This window comes from Saliphagus infecundisoli, assembly GCF_020177375.1.
Classification (GTDB): domain Archaea; phylum Halobacteriota; class Halobacteria; order Halobacteriales; family Natrialbaceae; genus Saliphagus; species Saliphagus infecundisoli.
Map to the genome: position 1 here is coordinate 49,848 of NZ_JAIWHV010000014.1, position 24,157 is coordinate 74,004.

The 24,157-nt window shown below is 58.3% G+C and carries 24 protein-coding genes; 7 read left to right on the forward strand and 17 right to left on the reverse strand.

What is annotated here, in order from left to right; genetic code table 11:
- The first annotated feature begins 27 nt into the window (after window positions 1-27).
- Window positions 28-465 (forward strand): hypothetical protein, encoded by a 438-nt coding sequence (locus LCF40_RS14975; RefSeq protein WP_224829046.1) that lies wholly within the window; start codon window positions 28-30, stop codon window positions 463-465.
- A gap of 823 nt (window positions 466-1,288) precedes the next feature.
- Here LCF40_RS14975 and LCF40_RS14980 read toward each other — a convergent pair.
- From LCF40_RS14980 to LCF40_RS14990, 3 genes are read right to left on the reverse strand one after another with little or no spacing between them, the layout of a single operon-like run.
- Complete coding sequence (locus tag LCF40_RS14980; RefSeq protein ID WP_224829047.1) at window positions 1,289-2,494, reverse strand: hypothetical protein; 1,206 nt, start codon at window positions 2,492-2,494, stop codon at window positions 1,289-1,291.
- The gene (locus LCF40_RS14985; RefSeq protein ID WP_224829048.1) at window positions 2,495-6,097 is read right to left on the reverse strand and encodes a VirB4 family type IV secretion system protein; all 3,603 of its coding nucleotides are present in this window, start codon (window positions 6,095-6,097) and stop codon (window positions 2,495-2,497) included. It abuts the gene before it with no gap.
- Between the two features lie 18 nt (window positions 6,098-6,115).
- Window positions 6,116-7,294, reverse strand: a complete 1,179-nt coding sequence (locus LCF40_RS14990) for a TrbL/VirB6 family protein (protein ID WP_224829049.1) — start codon at window positions 7,292-7,294, stop codon at window positions 6,116-6,118.
- 108 nt (window positions 7,295-7,402) lie between these two features.
- On the opposite strand from LCF40_RS14990, the gene LCF40_RS14995 reads away from it, so the two are divergent.
- A complete protein-coding gene (locus tag LCF40_RS14995) occupies window positions 7,403-7,591 on the forward strand; it encodes a hypothetical protein (RefSeq protein ID WP_224829050.1) in 189 nt (62 codons plus the stop codon).
- 60 nt (window positions 7,592-7,651) lie between these two features.
- Here the strand turns inward: LCF40_RS14995 and LCF40_RS15000 are convergent, their stop codons facing one another.
- On the reverse strand, window positions 7,652-8,104 hold the full coding sequence (locus LCF40_RS15000; RefSeq protein WP_224829051.1) for a hypothetical protein: 453 nt from the start codon (window positions 8,102-8,104) through the stop codon (window positions 7,652-7,654).
- A 133-nt stretch (window positions 8,105-8,237) separates the two neighbouring features.
- Between LCF40_RS15000 and LCF40_RS15005 the strand changes: the two genes are divergently transcribed.
- From LCF40_RS15005 to LCF40_RS15020, 4 genes are all read left to right on the forward strand, one after another.
- Complete coding sequence (locus tag LCF40_RS15005; protein ID WP_224829052.1) at window positions 8,238-8,453, forward strand: hypothetical protein; 216 nt, start codon at window positions 8,238-8,240, stop codon at window positions 8,451-8,453.
- A gap of 2 nt (window positions 8,454-8,455) precedes the next feature.
- Complete coding sequence (locus tag LCF40_RS15010) at window positions 8,456-8,701, forward strand: hypothetical protein (RefSeq protein ID WP_224829053.1); 246 nt, start codon at window positions 8,456-8,458, stop codon at window positions 8,699-8,701.
- A gap of 202 nt (window positions 8,702-8,903) precedes the next feature.
- Complete coding sequence (locus tag LCF40_RS15015) at window positions 8,904-10,199, forward strand: hypothetical protein (protein ID WP_224829054.1); 1,296 nt, start codon at window positions 8,904-8,906, stop codon at window positions 10,197-10,199.
- Window positions 10,192-10,968 (forward strand): hypothetical protein, encoded by a 777-nt coding sequence (locus tag LCF40_RS15020; protein ID WP_224829055.1) that lies wholly within the window; start codon window positions 10,192-10,194, stop codon window positions 10,966-10,968. The genes LCF40_RS15015 and LCF40_RS15020 overlap by 8 nt, the downstream gene beginning before the upstream one ends.
- Window positions 10,969-10,980: 12 nt before the next feature.
- Here LCF40_RS15020 and LCF40_RS15025 read toward each other — a convergent pair whose 3' ends face one another.
- From LCF40_RS15025 to LCF40_RS15035, 3 genes are all read right to left on the reverse strand, one after another.
- Complete coding sequence (locus LCF40_RS15025; protein ID WP_224829056.1) at window positions 10,981-11,625, reverse strand: hypothetical protein; 645 nt, start codon at window positions 11,623-11,625, stop codon at window positions 10,981-10,983.
- A complete protein-coding gene (locus tag LCF40_RS15030) occupies window positions 11,622-12,215 on the reverse strand; it encodes a hypothetical protein (RefSeq protein ID WP_224829057.1) in 594 nt (197 codons plus the stop codon). Before LCF40_RS15030 ends, LCF40_RS15025 begins: the two co-directional genes overlap by 4 nt.
- 485 nt (window positions 12,216-12,700) lie before the next feature.
- Window positions 12,701-13,558: a hypothetical protein gene (locus tag LCF40_RS15035; protein ID WP_224829058.1), complete on the reverse strand. Its 858-nt coding sequence runs from the start codon at window positions 13,556-13,558 to the stop codon at window positions 12,701-12,703.
- Window positions 13,559-13,751: 193 nt separating this feature from the next.
- Between LCF40_RS15035 and LCF40_RS15040 the strand changes: the two genes are divergently transcribed.
- Window positions 13,752-13,922 carry a hypothetical protein gene (locus LCF40_RS15040; RefSeq protein ID WP_224829059.1) on the forward strand — a complete coding sequence of 57 codons (171 nt, stop codon included), beginning with the start codon at window positions 13,752-13,754 and terminating at the stop codon, window positions 13,920-13,922.
- A gap of 296 nt (window positions 13,923-14,218) precedes the next feature.
- On the opposite strand, the gene LCF40_RS15045 is transcribed toward LCF40_RS15040, so the two are convergent.
- The 10 genes from LCF40_RS15045 to LCF40_RS15095 form a co-directional block, all read right to left on the reverse strand.
- On the reverse strand, window positions 14,219-14,650 hold the full coding sequence (locus LCF40_RS15045; RefSeq protein ID WP_224829060.1) for an HVO_A0114 family putative DNA-binding protein: 432 nt from the start codon (window positions 14,648-14,650) through the stop codon (window positions 14,219-14,221).
- Between the two features lie 430 nt (window positions 14,651-15,080).
- Window positions 15,081-15,512 (reverse strand): hypothetical protein, encoded by a 432-nt coding sequence (locus tag LCF40_RS15055; protein WP_224829062.1) that lies wholly within the window; start codon window positions 15,510-15,512, stop codon window positions 15,081-15,083.
- Window positions 15,513-15,777: 265 nt separating this feature from the next.
- Window positions 15,778-16,059 (reverse strand): PadR family transcriptional regulator, encoded by a 282-nt coding sequence (locus LCF40_RS15060; RefSeq protein WP_224829063.1) that lies wholly within the window; start codon window positions 16,057-16,059, stop codon window positions 15,778-15,780.
- A gap of 140 nt (window positions 16,060-16,199) precedes the next feature.
- On the reverse strand, window positions 16,200-18,299 hold the full coding sequence (locus LCF40_RS15065; RefSeq protein ID WP_224829064.1) for a type B DNA-directed DNA polymerase: 2,100 nt from the start codon (window positions 18,297-18,299) through the stop codon (window positions 16,200-16,202).
- A gap of 7 nt (window positions 18,300-18,306) precedes the next feature.
- Entirely contained in the window at window positions 18,307-18,594 is a 288-nt protein-coding gene (locus tag LCF40_RS15070) for a DUF8156 family protein (protein WP_224829065.1), read from the reverse strand.
- Entirely contained in the window at window positions 18,581-19,291 is a 711-nt protein-coding gene (locus tag LCF40_RS15075) for a P-loop NTPase family protein (RefSeq protein WP_224829066.1), read from the reverse strand. Before LCF40_RS15075 ends, LCF40_RS15070 begins: the two co-directional genes overlap by 14 nt.
- A 112-nt stretch (window positions 19,292-19,403) precedes the next feature.
- Window positions 19,404-20,432: a Cdc6/Cdc18 family protein gene (locus LCF40_RS15080; RefSeq protein WP_224829067.1), complete on the reverse strand. Its 1,029-nt coding sequence runs from the start codon at window positions 20,430-20,432 to the stop codon at window positions 19,404-19,406.
- A 69-nt stretch (window positions 20,433-20,501) separates the two neighbouring features.
- Window positions 20,502-21,167, reverse strand: coding sequence for an SOS response-associated peptidase (locus LCF40_RS15085; RefSeq protein WP_224829079.1), 666 nt, complete (start codon window positions 21,165-21,167; stop codon window positions 20,502-20,504).
- A 182-nt stretch (window positions 21,168-21,349) separates the two neighbouring features.
- Window positions 21,350-22,723, reverse strand: a complete 1,374-nt coding sequence (locus tag LCF40_RS15090; RefSeq protein WP_224829068.1) for a DUF790 family protein — start codon at window positions 22,721-22,723, stop codon at window positions 21,350-21,352.
- On the reverse strand, window positions 22,710-24,143 hold the full coding sequence (locus tag LCF40_RS15095; RefSeq protein WP_224829069.1) for a DEAD/DEAH box helicase: 1,434 nt from the start codon (window positions 24,141-24,143) through the stop codon (window positions 22,710-22,712). The genes LCF40_RS15090 and LCF40_RS15095 overlap by 14 nt, the downstream gene beginning before the upstream one ends.
- Between the last annotated feature and the right edge of the window lie 14 nt (window positions 24,144-24,157).

Genomic DNA, 24,157 nt, shown 5'->3' on the forward strand with positions numbered 1-24,157 from the left:
TCCGAACGTGAGCGAGCCTGGATCGCGATGCTCCGCCTCTTCTCGGGCTCGGAGGGCATCGAGGTCAACACTGGGAAGTTGCTGTCCCAGTGGGGCGTCCCCTTCCGAACCCGCGCTGGTACTGGCAACCCCTCCATCAGCTGCGAGGGACTGATCGTTGTGGACACGTGTGATCGCCTCGACTTCCTCGACCGACGTTTGCAGCGCTCCGTTTTGGAGTGCCGCTTCGAACTCGTCGTAGCTGTACTGCTCTGGAGCGACAAGCTTCTCGGCGAGGTCGACAGTTACTCGATCGATTTCGACGGTATCCGGATAGGCCGAGTTGAGGCGGTCGTAAAGCGTCGAGAGGTGCTGATCAGTCGAATAGTAGAACTCGATCGGCGCGTCCGTGCCGTTGCTGTAGATCGTAAACTCGAACGTGAGCGGCTCTGGGCTAGTAAACGGGTTCATCGTCTGCCAGACTGACTCCTCTGCCGGACTCAGCGTATGTAAGGGGCGAATCTGGTTGACGATCTCGGACGGTGCTCGCTCGCCCGTCGAGGGGATGACGCGAACGTACTCCTGTTTGCGATCGAGGGGCGAGTCAGCGGAAGCGTCGAGGGCGAGGACGGTCGAATGGACGCCTTTCGGATCATGAACGCCTTTACAGGCCACTTTCGGGATATCTGGGTCGACGGTACGGAACGTGACCGTCCCATATGAGAAGAGCAGCCCGGCAATCGACTGCTGGCAGGTTGTCTCGACCACCCGTTCGAGATCAAGCTTCGTGAATCGATCCGTTCGGATGCGTCGCGTTCGCGCGTAGAGCGTGTCTGGAGTGAGAACGTACTCCGTCCGAACCGACCGCACCAGTGGGAATCCGCCGACGACAACACTCGCGCCTCCGAAGATAACCGGGACTACTCCCACCCACCTCAGTGGAATCACAACAGAGGCCTCCATCAGTCCGATCTCGTTCGGTGCGAGTCCGACGACGTTCGGCCCTGTCTGATAGCCAGCGAAGCTAGTCGTCGCAAGGGCGACTGCAAGCCCGGCGAGAAGAATCGCACCTACGTATGCACGAATGCCGCTCCGGGCCAACGGACTGCCGACCCACTGGACCTCAAGATCGGCGACGTCAGTCACTTGGTCGTCTTCTTCGACGATCCACTCGAGGGACTCGTGATCGGTGATACTGCTGTTCTCGGGTATGGACGTATCGGCGTCGGCTGAGACGGTCATGCGTGAACCACCTCCAGATATCGGGTGGATGAACCGAGCGGTGTCCAGGGTGCGAGCGTCGCCGGCATCATCGACAGTCACCTCTGAAATCGAGAACGTTCCTCACGCCGCGCAACGATCTGCCCAGTTTGCTATTTCGATCGCTTTCGGCGGTCTCCTGATGTTGTTTTGCATACTTTTCTTTCAACACGGGCGTCGTCTTCCCAGAGAGCAGTGTGACGTGATCCCCTCCCCACCCCTTGCCCGTCCCGAATCGTGTGAGTGCAACCTCGCTGCCGATGAAATAGTCCTCATCAACCCCGTGGGACCCACCTTTCGGGCGAAGTGGGAACCGATCAATCGAGAGGAGTTGGGGGATCACCTCACGCGTCACGCCTGCGTCGTCGAGGCGATCGTACTGCTCGTTACGCTCGTCTGCTGCCGTTCGAGGGCGGTAGTACGGGTTCGCGCACGAAATGCACTCGACTGGGCTCTCGCGACCCCTGTAACCAATGAGACGGTGTTCGCTGACGTTCACAAGTGGGCCAGGACCGAGCAGGAGGCGTGCTTGAGCCTCTGTATGCTGTCGATCGACTGCCGACGGGCTACCGAGCGCAGGGTGGCTGAGGCGATCGTTCAGCCATTGTGTCACGAGCGGGCCGTGCTGTTCGAGCGTCGTGACGGAAACTGACGTCCACGAATAGACTTCTTCGTCGGGAGATTCGGTCAATCGGATTGTGAAGCGTAACCAGACACCCTCAACGGCAGTAAGCCCGATGCAGCGAACGGTCATGTATTGGTTTCCGTGGGGGAAGCCGGGACGCTGACGCTCGCCAGGAGGGTCGAGTTGGGTTTCAAGATCGGTATAGATCCGTCGAACGTTCTCGGTCGCCTCGAAATAGTCGTCCAGACCGTTCCCACCGATCTGTGCGCGCTCACCCGCGATAGTATAGTAGAAGCTCCGTCCGGTATCAGCATCGAACTGGTCTATGAGGTCTCGAACGACCGTCTTGCTCTCAGCGAGCGTCTCGGCGTCGACGGTGTAGTGTTGATGACGAATATCGCTGAGATCGATCGCAAGCGGATCATCCTGTAGTGTCTTTGCGTCCGGGGCGAGCGTCATCAGTGGATCATCATCCACATACACCACGGGCGTCTGCGACTCGTTTCGGAGCGTAAGCCGGTCGGTCCGATGGACGAGCGGCGGGTAATCGTCCGTGTGAGATTTCAACGCGTCTTCAATCGGCGGAACCGTATCCCGTGGTCGCGTTCGCCGCCGGTTTCGAGTCGCCATCTACAGCCACCTCCACTCGTCCGTCTGCTCGCGCAGAAATGACGCCATGTTCTCCCCGTGATTCGACGGGTCGTACTGTACGAAGGCGAACTCGCACGGATTGTGATGATCCCCCATCTCGACGCGAAGCGGATAACAGCCCTTCTGGTCAACCTTCAGCAGTGCTTCCGAGAAGCCGTACTCCTCTTTCCCGGGAGTCGCTCCCTGGATGTATTCTTTCTCCGAGTCGGTGAGATCGAACCGCTCGGCCCACGTGTCGTCCATCTCTTCGAGATAGTGGAAGATTTTCACGCTCATCTGGTCGATGATGATCTGGGCGTCCTCTTGCTTCTGCTCGCGATTCTCGTCGTCGACCGTATCCTTCTCGCCGTAGAACTCCCCGACCGACTGCGTACTGAAGATCATCGAGAGATCGTAGTGCCGCGAGTGACGGATCGCTTGTTTGAGGAAGGAGAGGTCTGACGAGTGCTTGGTCATGTAGTGGGACTCGTCCATCGCCATGATCGTCGGGTGTTCGCTCCGCTTGGCCTGCTGATAAACCAGCGAGGTGAGCGTCTGCATCATCAGGCCCGTCTTCGCCTCGCCCTCGTAGCGCTGGAGGTCTAGGTACAGCGTATCGGACTCGCTGATATCGAGTTCGGTTGGCTTCGTCAGGTGGTGGTAGATCCCACCCTCTTCGAACGCTGAGATGTCGTTGTTCAGAATCCGAATCGCCGTCTCCTTCCGATCCTCCCAGGACTCCTCGTCGTCAGCGATCTCGTCGCGAACGAACTGGTCCGGGTCGTTCACCATGTCCTCGAGTACCTGGATGGCGTCGGTGATCGTCGGACTCGGGCGGTCGTGGGTGGCAGGGGCTTCGGTGATCCCCGCTCGGTCAAACGCTACCTCGATTGCCTTCTGCCACGTTCCCTTCTTGTCCGTGAGATCCAGATCCTCGAGCCGATAGTACGTCTGGATGAACGTCATTCCCCGGCGCTTGACGTCCTTGAGTGGGGTCGACTCGCCGATCCGTTTCAGCTTCTCCTCGGGCACTGCTTCGATCTCGAGGGGGTTGATTGGCGTTTCTCCACCGATCACGACGTGGTTGCCATCGAAGATCTCACAGAGTCCCGTAAACTCGCGAACCGGGTCGATGAGAACCATCCGCGTCTCCGGATTTTGGATCTTGTGTCGAAGCAGGAACGTCTTCAGGGTGGTTGTCTTCCCCGAGCCGATCTTGCCGAAGATCCCCATGTTGTAGCCCGTACTTCGGCTGAACAGATCGAGGACCGTCGGTTCGCACCGATCGGCATGGGTTCCAATCTCGACGCCGCCCGGCTCGATCAGGTTCTCGGAAGTCCACGGGATGAGCGCTGCGAGCCCATTGCTCGTCATAGTTACTTCCTCCCCCGTGTCGTCCTTCGCAAGCGGGGCGGCCGTCTGGTAGCCCTCGACCTGATGGTATTTCATCTCCTTCGCGTCGGCGTTCAACTCGCGAAGGCTCGTCCGGACGGAGCGAATGGCCTTCTTCAGAAGCTTCGGCGAAGGAGCTCGAAGCTCGATATACGTTGTACTCTCGAAGAGTCCCGTGTCGGGTTGCTCGACGGACTCTTTGATGTCGCGGGCGGCCTCGTAGCTCTGCCTGTAACGCTCGGCAAAGGGGCTGTTTTTCTCCTCGGCATTCGCCGTCTTCTGCTCCATCGCATCGACCTGACTCTTCAACTCCCGACGCTTGTTATCGACGTCGAGACCCTGGAAGTGCGTCGAGGTCGTGGCTCGAACCCCTGGTTCATCGAAGTTCAAGATTGGCTCGAGCATTCCGAGTGGAGGACGTCCCGGCCAGTCACGGATCGCTAGCGTTGTCGAGTACGTATCATCGTCGAGAACGACGTAGCGCGGGCTCTCGGAAGGGTTGATTGAGTCCGGCGAGAGGAGTGACTGGTAGCGCCACTCAAGTTCGTCCTCGTCGGTCACGATCCCGACGGTCGCACCGTTGTTTAACGCCTCGGGCTCGTACTCAATCTCGGAAAACTCGCTGTCGTCGTCTTCGCCTTCCTCTTTCCCCTCTTGGTCGTCGGTGTCGTCGCCCTGCTCGCCGTCGTCTGCTCCTCGATCGTCGTCGGGGCGGCGGTCGCTGTCGGGACGGTCCTCCGGGTCGGGACTGGGACCGAAGTCGCTCCTGGGTCTTTCGTCTCCTTTCTGGCCGTCCCCGCTGATCTGCTCACGGAGCAACGTGGAGAGATCACTGCCACCGCCACGGGTTGAACTTCGACTCCGCCCTCGGTCCTTCCGATCATGCTCTCGGTCCTGACTCTGCTCTTGATCCTGCCCGACGACCGTCCCACCGTCCGGGGCTGTCGCCGACGCGGAGACTCCTGGGGCCGCTTCACGCCGTGATCTGGTGTTTCCCGGGTCTGGGCGATCCGTGGTGAGATGGCTATAGTCGAGGTCGTGCTCGGGATCACCGGATTCCTCGTCGTCTACCGGCACCGGACACTGGCGAACGAGCGACGTGAAATCCTCGTACTCGTAGACGTCGTCGCCTCGGTAGTAGTCCGCGAGCACTTTCGAAAATGCCGACGACGACAAGGGGACGGCCGTAATGTCCGAATCAACCGAGCGGGCGAGCTCCGCCACCTCGTTCAAGCGCATCTCAAGCTTTTCGACCATCTCCTGGAGGTGCTCTTCGGAGCCCTCACGCTCTGCAAGCCGCTTTGCCGTCACGAACTTCCCGAGGATTGGCACCGCTGCGAGCCCCTCGTCGTCCACCGAAATAACGACGTCCTCGGGATCGACAGCGACGATGAAATAGTACTCGCGGGTCATCGTCGTCTCCTGTAAGACGCTCACCGTCCACGCTCGTTCCTCGCAAATGTCCGTGAGAACGTTCCGGGTGAGTGTCGTCTGGTCGTCGCCGTCCTCCTCAGCAGAGATTGCCTGCGACCGATACTCAGACCCTCGCTGTCGGTAGGTGTTCTCCCGGCTCTCGTAATCGACCGACCGCATCGTGTTGAACCACTGTGCGCCATAGTGCACCTTCGACGCGAGCGATCGGGCGAGACGGTTGACCTTCGTCCGCCACTCGTCTTCGTCCTTCGTCGCCATGTTCGCGGGCGTCACGCGCACCGCGCCGACAAGCGTCCCGTCTGACCGCTCGACTGCATGAGAGTCCCGGTACGCCTTCTTGACCTCGATAAACTCCTGGGTCGAATCGTCTGTCCCTGATCCGAACACACTCCACTTGATGAGCGGCAGGGACGCGACTCGTCTCACAAACGATTCTGGCTCGGGCTGGCGGTCGCTGGTGGTCTCGTTGCTCATGGTATGGACGTATTCCGGTTGATCGGTGTAGTGGCGGTACAGGTCGATGACGTAGCGGTGAATCCGACGGTGCGACGGGGCCGCAAACACGAGGATCGTCGAGACGATGAACGCCAGGAGGCCGATTGCCCCGAGCGGGAACGTCATTCCCGGTGGCGACAGGACGACCGCGACCGTCCAGAACGCGAACGCCACCGCGTACACGATCACGAACTCGGAGAGCGCTCGACCGGCGATCTCCGGCTGCTTCACGATCGTATTCAGTACCTGATCGCGCCGTCGTTCCGATTGTTCAGTAGTCATGGTGTGATCTGAAGCCTCCTAGTCGGACACCTGTCGATAGGCATCCACGTCGTCTCGACGCCCGCCGATTGAACCGACTGCACGCGCCGAGGACGCCTGCTCACGGTCGCGAGACGCTTGGCGAACCATCGTCGTCCGCTCGGCCTGCGTACTTCCGGCACCTGGACCGCGCTTGTGGACACGCGGATCCAGCGACGGCTCTTTCTCGGTCGAGATGAGTCCGATCCGCTCCCCGATATTCACCGCCCTGCTTCGACTAGCGGCTGCACCACCTGACACGATGTCACGAGCACGGCCCCCAGCGCGTCTCGCCTGTTGTGGGGTCTTCACGTCGTAACCCATCCGGCTTCGGCGCTGGAGTCCTGCACCGATCGCTCCTGCTGAACCAGCCATGAGCGCGTTCGTAACGAACATCGCTTTCATGATCGCGAGCGGGACCAGGATCGCAATCACGAGCGTCCCCAACGTGAGAATCACCCCAGCCATGCCACTCGCATTGAAGCCCCACTCGATGCTGATCGCTGCGCTGAACAGCACAGCTGCTGGGATCGGCATGATCAACAGCCCGATATACGACCAGATGAACAACGACCCGATCCGGCGAACGATCTTGTGGGGGCCGAGTAAGGCAAACGAGATCGCGAACGGGAACAGGAACGGCATGACCATGTAGAGGAGCGTCCAGCGAAAGCCCCAGAGAAGCGCGAAGACGATGGCCTTCAGCCATCCGAAGAGGTAGATCCCACCGGCTGCAGCGACTGACGCGCTCCCCAACTGCGGGAGGTTGGCGGTCAGTTCCTCCGTTGTCGGTCCGAACCACGAAGCGATCGAGTCTGCCGCGAGGTGCAGGAGCGAAGTGAGCGGCCATGCGAGGGCGAACGCAACGATACCGCCCATAATCATCAGCGCCCACGACGATGCCTGATACGAGTTGAAGAACGTCCCGAACGGAAGGATCGTCGCGACGACCATGATCGATAGCACCATGAAGAACAGGACGACCGGCGACACCGCTCCGATGTAGATCTCGTCATAGAGCGCGTTATAGTGGTCGTCTGTCGGCGTTCCAAAGACACCCATCCAGCCGTCGTTATCCATCGTTGGCGTGCTCGTAGCGAACTCGATTGAGCCCTCGAGAATCGCCTCAAACGTGGATTGAGCCGTCTCATCGATCCACTCAACAACGTGATTGACCATCGCGACGGCGATGTTTCGTGGGTCTAACTGCGAGAATCCAAACCCACCGCCGCCTCTTCCAATCCCGCCCTCGTCATCGCTCTCGTTGTCATCAGCGTCGTCTCCCTCTTGGTCAGCGACTTCATCTCCTCTTCCACCGTCGAGAATGCCGTCACCACTCGCGTTCTCGTCACCACCGGCCCCGTCATCGCTTTCGTTGTCATCCTCGACGTCGGGCACTGGCCCATCGTCGTCCGTCTCATTGCCTCCTTCCTGAGCAGTGACTCCGTCGAGAAAAATCCCTGGCGCAAGCACTAGACCGGGTACCAACCCGATGAGGAGGATGACACGGAACCAACTAACTCGGCGCACTGGACATCACCCCAGAATCGGGATGCACGAAGGGACGTTGAGGCTACCGACGCCCACAGCGAGCACAAGCACGCTGATCCCGAAGAGGACGAATCCGACGGCAATCGGGATTCGCCCCATCATTGAGTAGCCGGTCTGCATCCACCAGCCACTCACCGGCAGCGCCTCGATCGCGCCACCAAGGAAAATCGCAGTGACGATCACACCGAAGAACATGAAGATCGCCACCCAGACAGCGAGCTCCATGAAGTCTCCAGCGGGAGTCGCGCAGATCTCCTCACCCATCTGAAGCGGGTAAACGAATTGTTCAGAGGACGCAGGCGCTGCTGCAACCACTCCCGAGAACAGTGACAGTGCAACCGTAACCACAAGGACCGTCATAGCAGCACGCACGCTGGAGCGCGACTCCAGAGTCGGAATCTGTGCATCACGGACGAGTGTTGCCAGCCGATTGTTCATTGACACCAGCTCCACTGGAACGCAAGTCGAACCTGATAATAACCGCTATGCCTATAATATGATATATAGCCGTAACGTATTTAGTTTTAGTTAGACCTACCTCGCTATATGGATTTCACATGGAGGTTCCATCATGGGTGCTGAGTCTGAAACGGGCGAAATCGCGACCTACCAGGGAACGATCAATCGAGAGGTATCGGAAGAGTTCAAACAGTGCGTTTCGCGGAAAGTAAATATAGATGATAAGATGAACGAGGTCATCACAGGCCGGACTAAGACACAGAACGAACGCGAACAGCGATTAGCACAGTTGGAACACAGCGACCAGGTAGAGTCGCTCACAGAGTAACAATGCCAGTGTATTTCAAGCGAACAGATGCAAAGCTCGGTCGGTTAATCGCCGTCTGTACCGTGATCGCTGCCGTCTTCTTCCTCGGGGGAGGCGACGTCCTTCCGGCATTCGTTTTCGCGATCGCTGGCGGCTTCCTGTTTATACAAAGTGACCCACAGCAGTCAGCACTTCGCGATTTCGGGGTGAAGCTCATCTACTTCGTGCTGATCGCGCTTGGAATCGGCCTCTATCACGGGTTCAACTAACCGAAACGAGAGAACCATGGCCCAGCAGGAACCTCGATCCGGCGGGAACTCCACTGATGACGGCGTGTGGTCCCGACGGAAGCTGCTCAGATCAGGTGCGTCGGCCGCGGCTATTGGATTCGCGGCACTGGCTGGCTGTACCGACGAAGATCTTGCGGAGAACGAACAGAGTGAGACAAGCGGAGGTGGGACAATCGGCGGTATGGCCCCACCCTCGCTCGATCCCTCAACGTATGACAGCTACTTCGATCGTGTTGTCGTCGCAACTGACGTCGGTGCTGATCCGACGGGAGAACAACCGATCGACTCGATCCTGAACGCCGAACTCCGACCGGGAACGCTGTTGCATTTCCCCGAAGGCATCTACAAGATGAACTCGGGGTTTCGAGCGACCGGAAGGACGGGGAATCTCGGGATCACGGGCAATCGAGCTGTGATTCGCCATGGTGAGGTCGAGGCCATCCACAGACACACGGTCGATCGGGGAGAGTACAGCGGCACCACGATGATGTTCCGTATCGGGACGTCGTCACGGCCACATCACGGACATTTCGTGTTTGGCGGTCTCATCTTCGATTGGGCGTGGCACGAAAACGCGGGAATGCAGGGTCTCAATGCGTTCATCAACGGGCAGGCTGAGATCCGAAATATCGTCTTTCACGGAACGCATTCGCTCGGATCATTCGCCAATTTGCGCGTCGCAACGGCTTCACCCGATTCCGTGGCCCTCGTTGACTCGATCGATATGCGCGGCGGCGGGCTCCACTACATCGATACGATCAACACCCGAGAAGAGCGCCGGTTCGATGACGGACCCGAGCACCCCGATTTCGGGCAAAGCTGGGGCTCGACGGGGTTCACTGGCCATCCCGATCAGCAAGGGACGACCGTGATCCGCAACATGGTCTGTGGCCCATGGCCCGATAACACGGTCTACCCTCGGGGGGGTACCGGCCGAAAGATCGTCTCTGGGTGCACCGTCTGGAACGGCGGTGGGTCCCAGATTCGGAACAATGGAGGCGACGATTGGGAACCCGTCGACTGGCTGGATGGAACCGACGACAAAGAGGAAGCCCTCAACGGGCCGTATCCAGGCTCCGTGATCGAAAACTGCCACGTACTGATCGATCGCAAGCCGGATGGTGTCTACATCGCCCCACGTGGAATCCTGCTCCAGGACGGCCCGCAACTCGTTCGTAACTGCGAAATCGAAATTGCGTTTTCCGAGGCCGGCGGTGCGGGCGGGACGTATGGAATCGGCACTCGCGGCGAAGGCGGGTCCGCACCGGCCGGCCCAGCGGTCGTCGAGGACTGCGTGATTACGCTCCACGAGGATGCGAACGCAGTGTACGTCTCGCCGTACACGAATTCGATCGACTTCCGTGAGATGCAGATCAACGTCGTTGGGTGGAATCCGGTGTCCTCGAGTGCGTTGATGGGTGGTGAAGCTCCCCGGATGGATCAGCTGACGGTCAACACAATTCCAAACAATGGATAGACGAGAACTCTTGGCGACTGGCGGCGTCTCGCTCATCGCAATCGCTGGCTGTCTCGGCACGTACGAGGTCGCAAGACAGTCGGGCCTCATGCCGAAGGGAGACGATAGTGGCTCCGGTTCGGACAGTGATTCGGACGAGGGTGGGCCGGAACTGAGCGACGATGCCGATGATCCGCTAGCCGATACTAGTGAAAGTGAAGACGACAGCCCGCTCGAGGACAACGAGAACAGCGAGAACGAGAGCAAACCCGTACCGAAGGACAACGAGAGTAACGACTCGGACGAATCCTACGAACCTGATGATGGCCCGCTCCTTGACGATGTGAACGAGACGGTCAGTAACGAGACCAAGCGAAGCGGAACAAACGATACCGACGAGAGCCTCGTTGACGAACCAGAGGCCAACAGGAGCGACGAGAACGAGACTGACGGGAACGAATCAGGCGAGGTGCCTGACGATCGCCCAGAGGACCCGGCCGAGCACGTCACCTGGATTGAGACCGATCACGAAATCTTCGAGACGGAATACGGTGATTCAGAGGTGATCATCCTCGGCGAGATTCGCAACGAAACTGGCTACGACCTCTCGTATCTCCGTGTCGGCGGGCAGGGCTATCTCGATGGCGAACTCATCACCGAAAACTCGATCGAAATCGCCGGATTAGCCACTGGAGATACCCTCACTATCGAAATCCCACTCTACGTCGAACCAGAAGCCATAGACGAGTATCGGTACGGTGTGTGGGAAGCCGAATACGTCGAAGAATAAACCTCAGACACCTCAGACGTACGATTCCCACACCCGCTTCTGATAGGCTGCAACGCTGACCATCGCAACTCCGATCACACCGAGAACCAGGGCGATCGTACCGAGCCAGGACCGGTCTTCGACCTCGGACTCGACGGACACTCGGTCAGGGTTCGTTTTGTGTAGTTCCCACACGGCGACGTTTCCGTTCTCAATCTCCGTCGCGTCCGTCTCGGTGATTTCGCCAGGCATTTCGACACGATACGTGTACCCGTTGAGGTCTGTGACGTCATCGCTTATTGATGCAGTGAACGCTACCGTCTCGTTCTCGGTGACTCTCGTCGTGATATACGATACCTCCTCAACAGTCACCTTCTGAGCGATGAGTTCAACGACGACCGTTCCATTCTCCCGGCGATCCTCATATTCGACGTCGCTGAAGCCGTCTTCGTTGGTTTCGAGCTCGTCAGCGAACTGCTCACCAACGCTCTCGTAGCCGCTTGATGTCGCATCCTCAAGGGCCAGTGCGTACACTTCCTGGCTCATTTCAGCCTCGGCTCGTACTTGCTCGATCTCTCCCTCGTTATCAACAGTCGTCGTCATCGTCACGTCCACGCACCCGCCTAACAGGCAGAGCAGAACGACCGCCGCCACCACCTTCACTCGTCGGCCGCTCATCGTCCCACCTCGGAAGGCCGTCCGTGAACCCCCATAAATCGGCGATCGATCCAGGCAACGCCGGGTGCGATAATCCCGGCCAGGATTGACGTCGCGGCCGATAGGACGAACCCACGGCCGAAGCCGAACTTAACAGCGCCAATCGGGGAGAAAGCACCTCGAATGACCCGGAGCGAAAGGACGGTGATCGCGAACACACCCCCATAGCAGCTGGCCCCATCGATCAAAGACATCTGGATAAGCGAACGGTCAAGCGTCGTCCGCGCTTGAGTCGCGATCACAGCGGCGAGCGCTGTACCAAAATACAAGACGAGCAGCAACACGATTATTCCGAGGACGAATCTGAATGTGACGTCGAGGATACCCTCGCCACTGAGCAATAACGAAAGAGTGAGAGAACCGGCGAACCCGAACCCTACGCCGATCAGCACGAACAATGCGACCGTCCGCTTCCCATACGGTGTGTCCATAGCCTCGCGAAAGAGTGCAATCGTCCGCTCGAGAGTGTTCAGGCTTTCCGACGATTGTGACGAGCCAGTGGGCGACTCGGTCGAGTACGTGCTGCCGCCCGGTGACCGCCCACTCTCCATGATTATCAGGTGTGCTAACGGGAAACAAATAGGTTTGGGCACTGACCTTGTGCAACACGTAGAGAAAAATATGCATCTTGAGGTTTTCATTGAAAATGTGATTTGCACTACCTCTACAAAGGTTGAAACTTCAATGTGGACAATCGGTCCGTCCGGCGTGTCTCATTAGTGGCTGAAAACCCCAATCCATGTTGCACAAGGTAAGGGGCTGAAGCCAGCCAGAAATATTCTTTCCAGCCAGCCGGCTCTTGAATTGCTCCTGAAGTGTACTGCCTTGAGTAACACCCTCGGAGCGTGTCATATAATGGTTCTCAACAGCCACCATTCACAGGGAATAATTTGCAAGAAACTCCCAACTGCCGAGATCGGCGGAGTCAGGGACAATATGGAGCCCGTATAATCGCCGGGTCGAGGGTGTGAGACGAATTCTATGACACGCTGCCCTCGTGTAGAACAGCGATATCGACGACCTCTATCGTGGCGTACTACTCATCGTCCCCAAGGATTTCTTCGAGCGCCTCGACGGCAGCATCCAGCTCCTCAACATCCTCACGGTCGGATCGGTAGGCCGGGCGCCACCACGCGGACGGGTGGATGATCAGCGCGGTGTCGGTAACCGTGTAGCTCTCGAACTCGGACCACGGCCGGAGACGCTGCTGGAGTGGCCGTTCGACAACGAGCCCCACGTCGGTCACGCGGAACGTCCGTGGATTTGCGGCCCCCGCGAAGGGTGTCCACAGGAAGATGAGAAAATAGAGATTTCCTGCCCAGGACAAGTCGCTCCACACAAGCTGAACGATGACGCCACCAACGCCGAGGACGCTCGCGATGACTATCCAAGCCACGGAGAAGTGCCGCCAGCGCCGCGGCCAGCGCGCCTCCCATTCGACGACGTCTTCAGCACCGATCAGAACGGCCGCCGCGTACCGGGTCCGACTCATCCCAGTCAGGAAGAGGCCGAGAAACATCCCTCCGATCGTGCTGACGATTGCGAGACCAATCGTAATGCCTGGTGGCTCAGTCACCATGGCAGCCACACCGAAAACGCCGATGAACCAGACGAATGGGAGGACAACGAGCAGCCACGCGGTGGTTCGTCCGCCGAGGCTAACTGCGAGTCCGGACGTCCGAGAGACGGTCCAGCCAACCACAGTGGCGATGACTGTGAGTGCCGCGAGAAATCCGAGATAGAGGAGGCCGCCGTTCGACGTCACGCGTGCGAAGACGAGAACAGCGAACGGAGCGAGGAGAATGGCGACGTAGAGGCCAGCGACGATTGCATATGACGCATCCGGAGATTCTGCGTTCGGCTGGCCCAGTCCGGTCTCCGTTCGCGTTGCCATGGCGGAATTTGTATACAAGGTCACAAAAATATGTTGCTCAGTTAGTGGGATTTCAGCCAGCAACACATCGAGTCGTGACCCACCGAAACGCGGCAGTTGGATTATGCCGATTGGACCAGTTATCGGAACATACAGGAAACTCTCATGCGATTAGATCTCTGAGTTTATCTCACAGGAAATCTAAAGACAGCACGTGTCTGACGGAGAAGACGACCAAATAGATCCGAATAAGATGGCTCTGGGGATTGCGTTCGGACCGCTACTAGGAGTCGCTCTTGGACTCGCACTGGGTGATATAGCGATAGGTATTTCGATTGGGATGGGTCTCGGTATCATTCTCGGTGTCGTGTGGGGCCTCACGTAGTGAACTGCCACGTGCGAACGTGAACAGCTGATGCTGTGCTCGAAGCTCACGGTAACGCGTCAGTTGGATTACCCCAATCGAACCACTTAGCGTTACGTACAGGCGGTGGCAAGCACAGCATCCGCGAGCGAACGGAGTGAGCGAGCGGGCCGAGGAATCCCTCGAAGCCGCGCCCCTGGCGCGGCTGAGGGGGTGACGCCGTGCTTTTCATCAACGTTTTGCCGAGCGACTGAGCACCGCGAGGGAGCGCAGCGCAAAAGGTTGGCATCCAGATGTACCGCTGTCGGGTGTTATATTCAGGCGGGTGCTGCACCAGCATTCGTTCTGGTGGCCACCTCGACATCGAGATGCACGCGTTCGTAGGGGATGACGGGACGTTTTGCCCGTCCGTCCGTCTCAAAATAAACGATGTGATGTTCAGCCAAGGTTTGAACATCGGCGTGTACGTCCGCGTAATTCCGCTCAAGGAGATCCGCCAGATCGCTGATGCTCTCGGGGGAACGGGTCATGATCGCTCGCATGGTCTCGAGACGGCGATCCGTGAGCAATTCACGGACGTCGGCGACACGAGGATACGAGCGGATCGCCTCGTCTGCAGGTCCGTCGTCAAGTTGGTCAAGTGCCGCGTCAAATCCCTCATCGGCTGAACCGACGGTGATCCGAAGCGTTTCGGGATAAGTCGTGTCGTCGTGCAGTTCTTCGGCAAGTTCGTGGTTATTTTCGTTCATCATCGGTCACCTCATCACGGAACCGTTCGAGATGGCTCTCGAGATCGTCGAACTCGAGTTCAGTGACGTGTTCGTCTCCGTCATCCCACTCGTGGCGGTGATGATGGCCTGCACCATGCGTCGGAACCTGTGAATTGTCGTATCGAAGGATCCCACATCCGGATTCAGGGTCGTAGTGATGAAACCGGTAATTGACTCCACCCGGATATTCCGAACTCTCAATCGCAAAGAGGCGGACACGCGTCCCATCTCGGAGTTGTGTCTCGGTGTCGATCCGTATGTCGCCATCGGCCATCCCTACTATAGGACACCACCCAATAGGAGATAAATCTATTGCACTATAGCCTATTATACCATACTTCAACTTGGACTATTTCTGGCGTTACGTACAGGGAGCTCAAATACCGATTGTTACGTCCAGAGGGACTACTTATTGAACGTCGGCATCTTCTATCTTGGTTATCTCAATTCGCCGATCTCGTTGGTCAGAGGTTGAGGCGGGATTAATAGTCACGATATAGCCGTTCTGTGAATACTCTCCGTCACCCTTCTCTGGGCAAATATTGAAAGTTTCGTCAAAGGAAACGCCGATACCTCGGATACAGAAGGAATCAGAAGTGATATCTCCGACTTTGGCAAGTATGCCTGGAGGGACTTCTACTTCTTTATCGAATGTCTCTTCTTCAACTGTCGAGTGCACCTGTACTACCGCGGTATGTCGTTCATTTCCCCGGTTTTCAACGAAAATGGGCATTGTTGGGGGTGATCCCTCCGTGGACAATACCGAACAGCCCGCTATCGCAGTGACGAGGCCCACTCCACTGGTGCGAAGGATCAAACGGCGAGACAGAGAGTATGGCATAATTCTGTGTGATTCATCTCTGGTGTTAACTGTTTGTACTGTTAGGTTCGCACTCGGATGTAACACGAGATTCAATCTGAGTCACATCGAAATTATCGCTTTAAGTCAAGCCAAACAAGATGATCCTGCTGCGAACCTGAAATCAGGTCTGGGTCAAGCGGTGCTCTCGAACCTTGTGCAACGCTCCTTTGAAATTGGGGACTTCTGTTGCACAAGGCAAGATGTGAGTTGTATCCTGAGCAGGAGGAACAGGAGAGCGGATTCGTTAGAGGAGATCCTCAACGTACTGGGATTCCCAGTTGCGTCGATCTTCAATTTCACGTCGTCCGCGACGAGTGACTGAATAGACGTTCGTCCGGCGGTCTTTCTCGCCTTTCTCGAGAAGCCCCTTGTCGACGATCGTATCGAGGTTCGGATACAGGCGGCCGTGGTGGATCTCGACTTCGTAATACTTCTCGAGTTCGTCCTTGATCGCGAGACCATGGGGTTCGTCCAATCCAGCCGCAACGTACAGGAGGTCACGCTGGAAGCCGGTCAAGTCGTACATACCGATCTCTAAGATCCAACTCAAGTTAACTGTTCGGAAGTATACCTATGAATTCTGTGAGCCGATCGAATAGGCACCACGCCATCTGTAACGTCTGTTGGCTCTCATTGGAAGCTATCCAATCTTAAAGATAACCGGTGTCAGTAGTTTTGAAGAGAGCCATTGATCCGATCAGCGAGGTAACGGTCAATCCGATCACGGCGCCACCCAAGGGGGGCACAGACCGTCTCCACAGCATCGATCAGCATCTCCGCATAGAAGTCCTGATCATAGCGATCGAGGTCCTCGTATTCCAGTTGGACCCGATCCCGAGAATCCTTTTCGTCGTTGACAACCACATACGAGACGTCCTGGCCGGGCTGTGGGTTGAATCCCGCCTCCGTCGCCCGTTCCAGCGCAGCGACCGTCCGCGTCGACTGCTGATAGTCACCCAGTCGCTTCGACGCCCGATTCGTGATGAGCAGGTCCGCTGGATCGACTGTCCCGGAGCGAAGGTCACCCAGCGCTTGCTGGAGGTGTGCACAGACCGCCTCTGGCGTCCGGTAGTCATCGAGCGTCCGAATGAATTCCTGTTGCATCGAGGCAACCCACTCAGGCGTACTCCGCTGCCGGCACGCAATCCCGCGATATTTGTACTCACCGTCGCTCCGTTTACCGAAGTACTTCGTGAGTGCACCTTCGTCGCTATCCGCAAGCGGGACGAACGCCACCCAGTCGAACTCTGCTTCGTACTCCAATCTGATGCCGACCTCTTCGGAAACATGCCTAGCGAGGTCCTCTAGCGGAGTCTGTGACTCGCCTTCGATCGGTGTCACCCAGATACTATCGACGATCCCGTGAAGAAGGTGCCATCCATGCTGCTCGAAGACTGTTTTCGTATCGAGCAGGATCTCGCGAGCGTAGGCATTGATCGCCTCGTGACACTCGATGCGCCCGAATTTGGCGTTACTGAACCCCTGGTAGCCGAAACAGGACACTAAGATCCACTTGATTGCACTCGAGCGACTCCGGAGTCGGGCTTCGCGGGCCTCGTCGCCCGTGGCCTCGATCTCGGCTTTGATCTCGTCGCGATCGTCGATCAATGGTTGGAGAACATCGGGCAGATAGCCGGGGTCATCACAGATCGCATAATCGAGACCAGGGACGTCGTTTCGATCACGGTGACACTCACACCGGATCGTCTCCGGGCTGATATTATAGGTGCAGATGATATTGGGATACAAGCTCGAAAAGTCGAGTTCGTAGACGTCTTCGTGGAAGCCGACCTCCGGCGAGAACGTATAGCCGCCCCGATCAGCGTCATGGAGCGTCCGCATCGATTTGAAGAACTCATGACGCCATGATTTCCAGGGAATGAGCACGTCTCTGTCACGGGCCTCACGGATCTGGATCGCCGTAAGCACGTTTCCGATCGATGCCCACGAGAGTTCCTGGAGCGGCTTCCGAGACCGCGAGACGAGGTCAACGCAGCCATCGAGCCCCGATTGATCGTAGAAGAACGTATTTGACCGATCGATGATTGCTCTACCGGGCACATTGTATCGTGCCGGCGAGTGGCCCGTATTCCCGTAGCTCTCGTAGGTTGAGCGACCGGCGAGGCGTTGCCAGCCCGGTATCCGTCCCCACTGAAGCTCAGCGTTGGACTCACCAGCGCTGGCACTGAGCGTCGGAATCAACTCCGCCGAGGACAGCACCAGAACATCAGGGTCAACGGTCTCGAGGCGATTCTGAACGGTCTGGAGGATCGCCTCCGGTGAGCCCGAAAGAGACTCACCGTCGATCGTCAGCTCCGTGACCGGTGGGTCCGCTAGCTGTGGAGACTCGACGTCGAGTTCGAGCGTCGAGAGTTCCGAGGTCGGCGTCGGATCAACGCCGGTTTCGAGACAGTAGCGAAACTCGCGCGAGAAATCGACGTTGAAACAGCCGTAGGCACCAGGCTGGCCCCGGTCGCGAACGAACGACGCGACGGTCCGGACAGCGTCGATCCGGTCGACGTCGATCCGAAGGACGTCTTCGTGATCGTGGCGAAAGCCTGGTCGCCACTGTTCGAGAGCCATCTCGACGACGGCAGGGTGGTGCTCAAGATTCCCGCGAAGAGTGTCGAGGGTCGCCTCGGAGTCCGCATCGGCGATCGCGTACAGCGAGGGTGTGTAGTCGTCGTGGATCGTGTACGAGGCGCCGTCTGCGTCGGTTGTCCACGAGTAGACGGTCCCATCGATATAGTCGATTTTGAACGGCATCAAGCGGTCACCTCTCGGTTCCGTCGTTCCTACCATCGATTGCTTCCTCGAGCGTCTCGATCCGCGCAGCGAGTTCCTCGAGTTGAGCTTCCTGTTCGAGAGCGATTGAGACCAGGAGTGCGTACATCGGCTCTGGGTGGTTCAGATAGCCGCTCGCATCCGCGTGGCTCCGTGCATACTCGAAGAGGCGGTCGAACTGGTCTTGTTCGTCACGGCGGAGCCCTCGTCGATAGTCTGCCCACTGCCGTTCGAGCGCCCGAAGCGTGTCTCGATACGTCGCGTTAGTTCGCCCCATCGACGACCACCTCCGGACTAGACGGGGCGACAGGCCCCGGAGCCTGCTCATAGAGCGGTTCGCGAGCGTCAAGGATCCGATGCCAGAACGCGAGTGTCGTCTGAAGCTGGCCGTGCGACGCTGGATACACGAGGGTCTCGAACTCGTCGGCGACGAACCGGGGACCCTGGGTCGTTGACTGGCATTCGATCGTCGTTGCGGCACTCGCCTCGACCGGCGCCGCGAACTCATCATCGCGACTCCGAGTCACGAGAATTGGAATATCGTGTTCACGGCCACACTGAGCGAGCATCGCAAGTACCCGAACGAGCATTGCTTCGCCTTCGTCCTGGCGGAGATCGTTCTCCCGGTAGAACCTATCCAACGCGGGAACGACGACCAGTGCAGTCTCTTCGCCGATTTTGCGGCAGAGCTCATCGATGAGCGTGTAGTGTTGGAACGGGGTGAATCCACGTGCGACCTGTATCCGGTCGAGGACCCGGGGATCGGGCGCGATCCGAGCAAGCGGCTGTGTCGTCGCATGCCCTCCGGTATCGACCCAGTAGGCCGAGCCCTGGCTTGTGAGGATCTGATCGACGGCGAGCGTATGCAGCGGGCCTCTCGGTTCGCCGTCGACCTCGAGGAGTTGGAGTCCCGATCCCAGCGAGGGGAGTTCGGGGATCGAATTCGATCGATTCGAACGTATGTGATCGGACATCTCACTCCAGCAATCACGAGGGGTTCCGATAAGCGCCGGCGTGGCGTTTCCGGTGGTTCCGAAACGCTCGCTGGAGGTTCACAGATCGCCGTACAGTCTGGCGTTTCTGGGGTTAGGAACCAGCGTTTCCGAAATCGGTTTCCGAAACTCGATAAACGCGACTGCGTTTCTGCCCGTCTGCCTCGATGATGTTGTAGTGTTCCATCTTCGAGAGGTAGTTGCGAAGCATCCGACGGGATTTCGGCGCCTCGCGTTGAGTCTCATAGGCCTCATAGAGGGTCCCCGGCGTGATCTCACCGTGATCGGCGATGATCTCATAGAGGAGTTGCTGGTCTTCGATGAGCTGATCGATCGTTTTCCGGTGAAGCTCGGTCCGTGCTTTGGGGATTGCCTCGTCGATATCTTCCCTCGAGAGTTGGGTCGCCCCGTCACGAGATGCCTGGCGAACAGCCGTCCGTAGGATGCCGATCGCGACTCGTGCGTCGCCGGCGGCCGCGTCAGCCACCTGCTCGAGATGCGTTCGGTCTAGTGCCTCGTCGTTGAGCCCCCGCTGGACGCGTTGTTCGAGGATGCTCACGAGTTCATCCATGCCGTACCGCTCGAATTCGACACACTCACTGCCGCGGAGGCGACTGTAGAGGCGGTCATCGAGGCCGGTGAAGAGCTCCTGTTCGTCGTTCGCGATGAGAATCATCGCGAGGTGGGGCAGCGCGTACAGGTCGTAGAGGACGTCCTGATCCTCAAGTTGGTCGACCTCGTCGAGGATAACGACGTAGGGATGGGTATCCGCGTTCCGAAGGCGCTCGTAGAGTTCGTCGCGCGGTGTCGACTGGCGGTGAACGTCCAGCGTCTGGTTGAGTTCGTCGAGAAGCCGGTAGAGGACGCGATAGCTGTTGTAGTTGTGCCAGCAGTTGATGTAGGCCGTTTCGACGTCGAACGTCGTCTCTCGAAGATCCTCAAGGGCGTACTGGGCACAACAGGTTTTCCCGACACCCGTCGGGCCGAACAGGCAGGCGGTTTCGGAGGGATCATCATGGAGGACTGGCTCGATGATCCCCGAGAGGCGGTTGAGTTCGGCGTTCCGATTCACGACGGTCTCGGGGACGAATTCGTCCTGGAAGACCCGAGCGTCGGTGATCACATCACGACCCGTTCAGTGGGAGGGGTGATAAACGGTGGCGGGTGATTTCCGAAATTTCCGAAAGACTCTCTACGAAGACGAGAACTCACCGAGTCCCGTTTGGTCGTGGTCGAGCGGCTCGATTACGGACGGATCGTCATTGGTGGGGTTGTTGACTCGCGTTGAGATCTCGTACGCATCGAGGTCGTTCTCAGGGTATGGCTGACAGAGGTCTTTCCGCGTGTCTGGGTCGGCCGACAGCCACTCGGATTCAGAATCTTTCGAAAGGACGACCGGCATTCGGTCATGGATCGATTCCATGAGGTCGTTCGGTTCGGTCGTCAGGATCGTGACACAGGAGCGTGTCTCGCTTCCATGTTCCCACTCGTCCCATAGCCCGGCCATCGCGAACGCCGGCCCGTCTTCGCGAAAGATGCGATACGGTTGTTTCGGACCACCGTTTCGAGCGTGCCATTCGTAGAACCCAGAGGAAAGTACGAGACACGGCCGCGACTCCCACGCATCTCGAAACGTCCGTTTCTCATCGGCGGTTTCCGATCTCGCATTGATGAGGCCGTCGTCGGGGTCGTCTGCCCACTCTGGGATCAGTCCCCAGTGGTACTGATCGATCGCATCGGGTGCATCGTTGGTGATGACCTCCAGTCTGTCACCGGGGGCGATATTGTAGCGATGTGTATACTCACGGCCTGTGGCAATCTTGGCACCGAATCGATCCTCGAGGTCCGTAGCGGGGATGAAGAGCTAATTCCGTCCACACATATGACGCTAGTCGCGAGCCAAAGGCATCAAGATGCATCTAGGCAATCAACAATGAACCTTGTGCAACGTTCCTTTGATCGGGGAGGAGTTTTGTTGCACAAGGGTGGGATAACGATGCTCCTTGATAGCGAGAGAGGTCAAATGATGCGGCTGTTCCTTCAGGTATCCATCTCCGTAGGAGCTGATGGTCCAGACTCTCGTGCATACGTCTCAGCCAACTCAACCACGTCATAAACGTGAATTCCAGTCTTGAACCACAGCACGCGATCAGCAGCGCTTCCGAAGTCCTCACTCGCGCAATCCAGTTGCTCAGAGACAGCGAGCACGAAGTTGTCAGCCTCCACGTGCCGAATCTTCTCCAGTTTCGACTCCAGGTACTCTGGCGTCCAGAACCCGACGACCTCGAGAATTACCCGGCGACCGTCCGGATGCTCGATCGCGAAGTCGGGGATCATCACCTCCGCGCCGAGGTCGAACACGTCGTCTTCTCGAACTAACTCCCAGTCCGTCGTCGCCCGCTCCCACTTCTGGGCGAGCGTTCGTTCGACGTCGCTATCGAAGTGCTCTCCGGCGCTGTAATGCGAGTCCAGTCCTTCAGTATCGTCCAGCGTGAGTTCTCGAGTCTCGCCGAGTGCCTCGTCGATGAGGATCTCGGCGGTCATCTCCCACCGATCACAGAGCGGGAGTGCCGGGAGGAAGTTCGCCATTCGGATCCCGTACTTCTGGGATTGCGAAAATAGCGATGCCGGGCCATCGAGCACCGCTTCGTAACCCGCAGCGTGATCCGTACTCTCGACGCGCTCGCCATCGGCGTTGATCGGGTAAATCCGGTGCATCAGCCCGAACAACTTCACGTAGCTGAACACCGTCCCGTAGTGATCCCAGACGCGAATGCGCATCTCCGTCGCATCGTAGAGCACTGCCTGGGCGAGCGCGAGGTTGTACCGAGTCAGCAACCAGTCAACCGTGAGATCCGTCCGTTCGTACTCCTCGTTGCTACTGCCGGTTAGCGCAGTCGTCGACGTCGATGTATCTCCGTCCTCACTACTTGCATACTGCTCAGCCGTCCGCGTCCCGATCTTGACGAGTCGCTTGTTGTCCTCGAGGTCAGCGTACATCCCCTGGTAGCACTCTTGGAGCGAGATGCCCAACTCGTCGGCGATCCCACTGTACACTTCCAACTTCTGCGTGTCCTCGCCGAGTGTGGGCTGGCGAACGATCGGATACTGTTCGTTGGCTCTCTCGAACAGCCGCCGACGAATCTCATGTGGATCAGCCGGGGCGACGATCTCGAACTCACACTCGTCTTTCAAGAGCTTCGCCAGGCCCTGAACGATCTTGTAATCGGTATCTTCGACGGTCAGTTCGTTGATCGCATCCTCGAGATCGCCTTTCGGTTCGTCAAGATGCGCTTCGAACAACTGGATGAGGTCACGGGCGGTCTGCCGGTAGCACTCGTTCTCGGGGTCGATAAACAACGGTGTGACTCCGTCGTCAGTCATGCGTGACCGGGCGAGATCAGCTGTCAGCACTGGCCGTCACCCCCTCGCGGCGGCGTTGAGAGACGTACGTCTCCATCGTCTCCTCGGCGATGATCTCATAGAGGCGCGCCGGCTGGCGCTCATCCGTGGGTCGGAGAATCCGACCGAGACGTTGGGCGTACTGGCGTTTCGAGGCACTCCCCGAGAGGATGATCCCGACGTTCGCCGCAGGGACGTCGATTCCCTCATCGAGAACTTGTGAGGTCACCAGCATCGAGTACTCTCCAGTGCGGAACCGCTCGAGAATCTCCGTACGCTCCCCGGTGTCCGTCTGATGGGTAATACAGGGAACGATGAACTCTTGGGAGATGTCGTAAGCGAAGTCGTTGTTGGCAGTGAAGATGATCGCGCGGTCATCGTGATGGCGTTTGATCAGCGTATCGAGCGTGTCGAGTTTCTTTTCGGCCGTACGGGCGAGTCGTTCGGCCCGTTGTTTGGCGACGAGTACCCGCCGACCCTGTGGGTCGTAGGAGGTCCGCTTGAGGAACTCCGCATAGCCCTCTTCTTTCCAGAGATCGAACTCGTGGCTATCGACGTAGTCGCGATAGAGCTGGTATTCTTCGTCGTACTGCTCGCGTTCGTCGGCCGCCAACTCAACCGACATGTGGATCGTCTCGTACTCGCTGAGATACTCGCCGGCGAGTTCGTCGACGTCCTCCTGGTAGACGACCGGCCCAATGAGATCCTCTAAGAGTTCGTGTTTGCCGTCGGGGCGCTCGTAGGTGGCGGTCAGTCCGAGACGATACGGCGCGATCGTCATTTCAGGGATCTGCTGGTAGGTCGGTGCGGGGAGGTGGTGTTCCTCGTCGACGACGAGTAGGCCAAATTGGTCGCCGTACTCATTGATGTAGCGGTAGGCGCTGTCGTAGGTAGTGACCGTGATCGCAGTGACGTCGTGAGACCCACCGCCCAGAACGCCGATCGGCTCTACGAGTTGGTCGCCGAAGGCGTTCGTGAGCGTGGCGTGCCACTGGTTCATCAGATCGATCGTTGGCGTCACAATGAGTGCGCTGACGCCGGCGTCAGCGATCACTTGGAGACCGAGGAAGGTCTTCCCGCTCCCCGTCGGGAGAACGACGCTGCCCTGTCGTCCGTGGTCGATCCACGCATCGAGAGCGGCCTGCTGGTAGTCACGAGGTTCGATGTGGAGGGCGGGTGTGAGGTCAAGATCGGGATAGTCACGGGCGGCGTCCTCGATTGACTGCTCGAATCCCTGCTGTAGTGTTCGCTGGTCAGCGTCACCCGCTTCCTGTCCACTTGTCTCAGCCCACGTCCCAGCCCATTCGAGTAGCGCCCGATACCGATACGCCTGAGCGCGATACTCATCGACGCGGTCATCCCACTCCGCATACGGGACCGTTTCGGTGGCCCCACGAAGGAGGAGTGTCCCGTCGTCGAACTCGAGTTTCATCGCGTCTGTGAGTC

What these genes read in the sequence shown, in the direction of transcription:
- LCF40_RS15005 (WP_224829052.1), top strand. Translation starts at nt 8,238, where the DNA reads ATGGGTGCTGAGTCTGAAACGGGCGAAATCGCGACCTACCAGGGAACG.
- LCF40_RS14975 (WP_224829046.1), top strand. Translation starts at nt 28, where the DNA reads ATGCTCCGCCTCTTCTCGGGCTCGGAGGGCATCGAGGTCAACACTGGG.
- LCF40_RS15045 (WP_224829060.1), bottom strand. Translation starts at nt 14,650, where the DNA reads ATGAACGAAAATAACCACGAACTTGCCGAAGAACTGCACGACGACACG.
- LCF40_RS15010 (WP_224829053.1), top strand. Translation starts at nt 8,456, where the DNA reads ATGCCAGTGTATTTCAAGCGAACAGATGCAAAGCTCGGTCGGTTAATC.
- LCF40_RS15065 (WP_224829064.1), bottom strand. Translation starts at nt 18,299, where the DNA reads ATGCCGTTCAAAATCGACTATATCGATGGGACCGTCTACTCGTGGACA.
- LCF40_RS15060 (WP_224829063.1), bottom strand. Translation starts at nt 16,059, where the DNA reads ATGTACGACTTGACCGGCTTCCAGCGTGACCTCCTGTACGTTGCGGCT.
- LCF40_RS14985 (WP_224829048.1), bottom strand. Translation starts at nt 6,097, where the DNA reads ATGACTACTGAACAATCGGAACGACGGCGCGATCAGGTACTGAATACG.
- LCF40_RS15020 (WP_224829055.1), top strand. Translation starts at nt 10,192, where the DNA reads ATGGATAGACGAGAACTCTTGGCGACTGGCGGCGTCTCGCTCATCGCA.
- LCF40_RS15025 (WP_224829056.1), bottom strand. Translation starts at nt 11,625, where the DNA reads ATGAGCGGCCGACGAGTGAAGGTGGTGGCGGCGGTCGTTCTGCTCTGC.
- LCF40_RS15035 (WP_224829058.1), bottom strand. Translation starts at nt 13,558, where the DNA reads ATGGCAACGCGAACGGAGACCGGACTGGGCCAGCCGAACGCAGAATCT.
- LCF40_RS15030 (WP_224829057.1), bottom strand. Translation starts at nt 12,215, where the DNA reads ATGGAGAGTGGGCGGTCACCGGGCGGCAGCACGTACTCGACCGAGTCG.
- LCF40_RS15075 (WP_224829066.1), bottom strand. Translation starts at nt 19,291, where the DNA reads ATGTCCGATCACATACGTTCGAATCGATCGAATTCGATCCCCGAACTC.
- LCF40_RS15095 (WP_224829069.1), bottom strand. Translation starts at nt 24,143, where the DNA reads ATGAAACTCGAGTTCGACGACGGGACACTCCTCCTTCGTGGGGCCACC.
- LCF40_RS15055 (WP_224829062.1), bottom strand. Translation starts at nt 15,512, where the DNA reads ATGCCATACTCTCTGTCTCGCCGTTTGATCCTTCGCACCAGTGGAGTG.
- LCF40_RS14980 (WP_224829047.1), bottom strand. Translation starts at nt 2,494, where the DNA reads ATGGCGACTCGAAACCGGCGGCGAACGCGACCACGGGATACGGTTCCG.
- LCF40_RS14990 (WP_224829049.1), bottom strand. Translation starts at nt 7,294, where the DNA reads ATGGTCAATCACGTTGTTGAGTGGATCGATGAGACGGCTCAATCCACG.
- LCF40_RS15070 (WP_224829065.1), bottom strand. Translation starts at nt 18,594, where the DNA reads ATGGGGCGAACTAACGCGACGTATCGAGACACGCTTCGGGCGCTCGAA.
- LCF40_RS15015 (WP_224829054.1), top strand. Translation starts at nt 8,904, where the DNA reads ATGGCCCCACCCTCGCTCGATCCCTCAACGTATGACAGCTACTTCGAT.
- LCF40_RS15000 (WP_224829051.1), bottom strand. Translation starts at nt 8,104, where the DNA reads ATGAACAATCGGCTGGCAACACTCGTCCGTGATGCACAGATTCCGACT.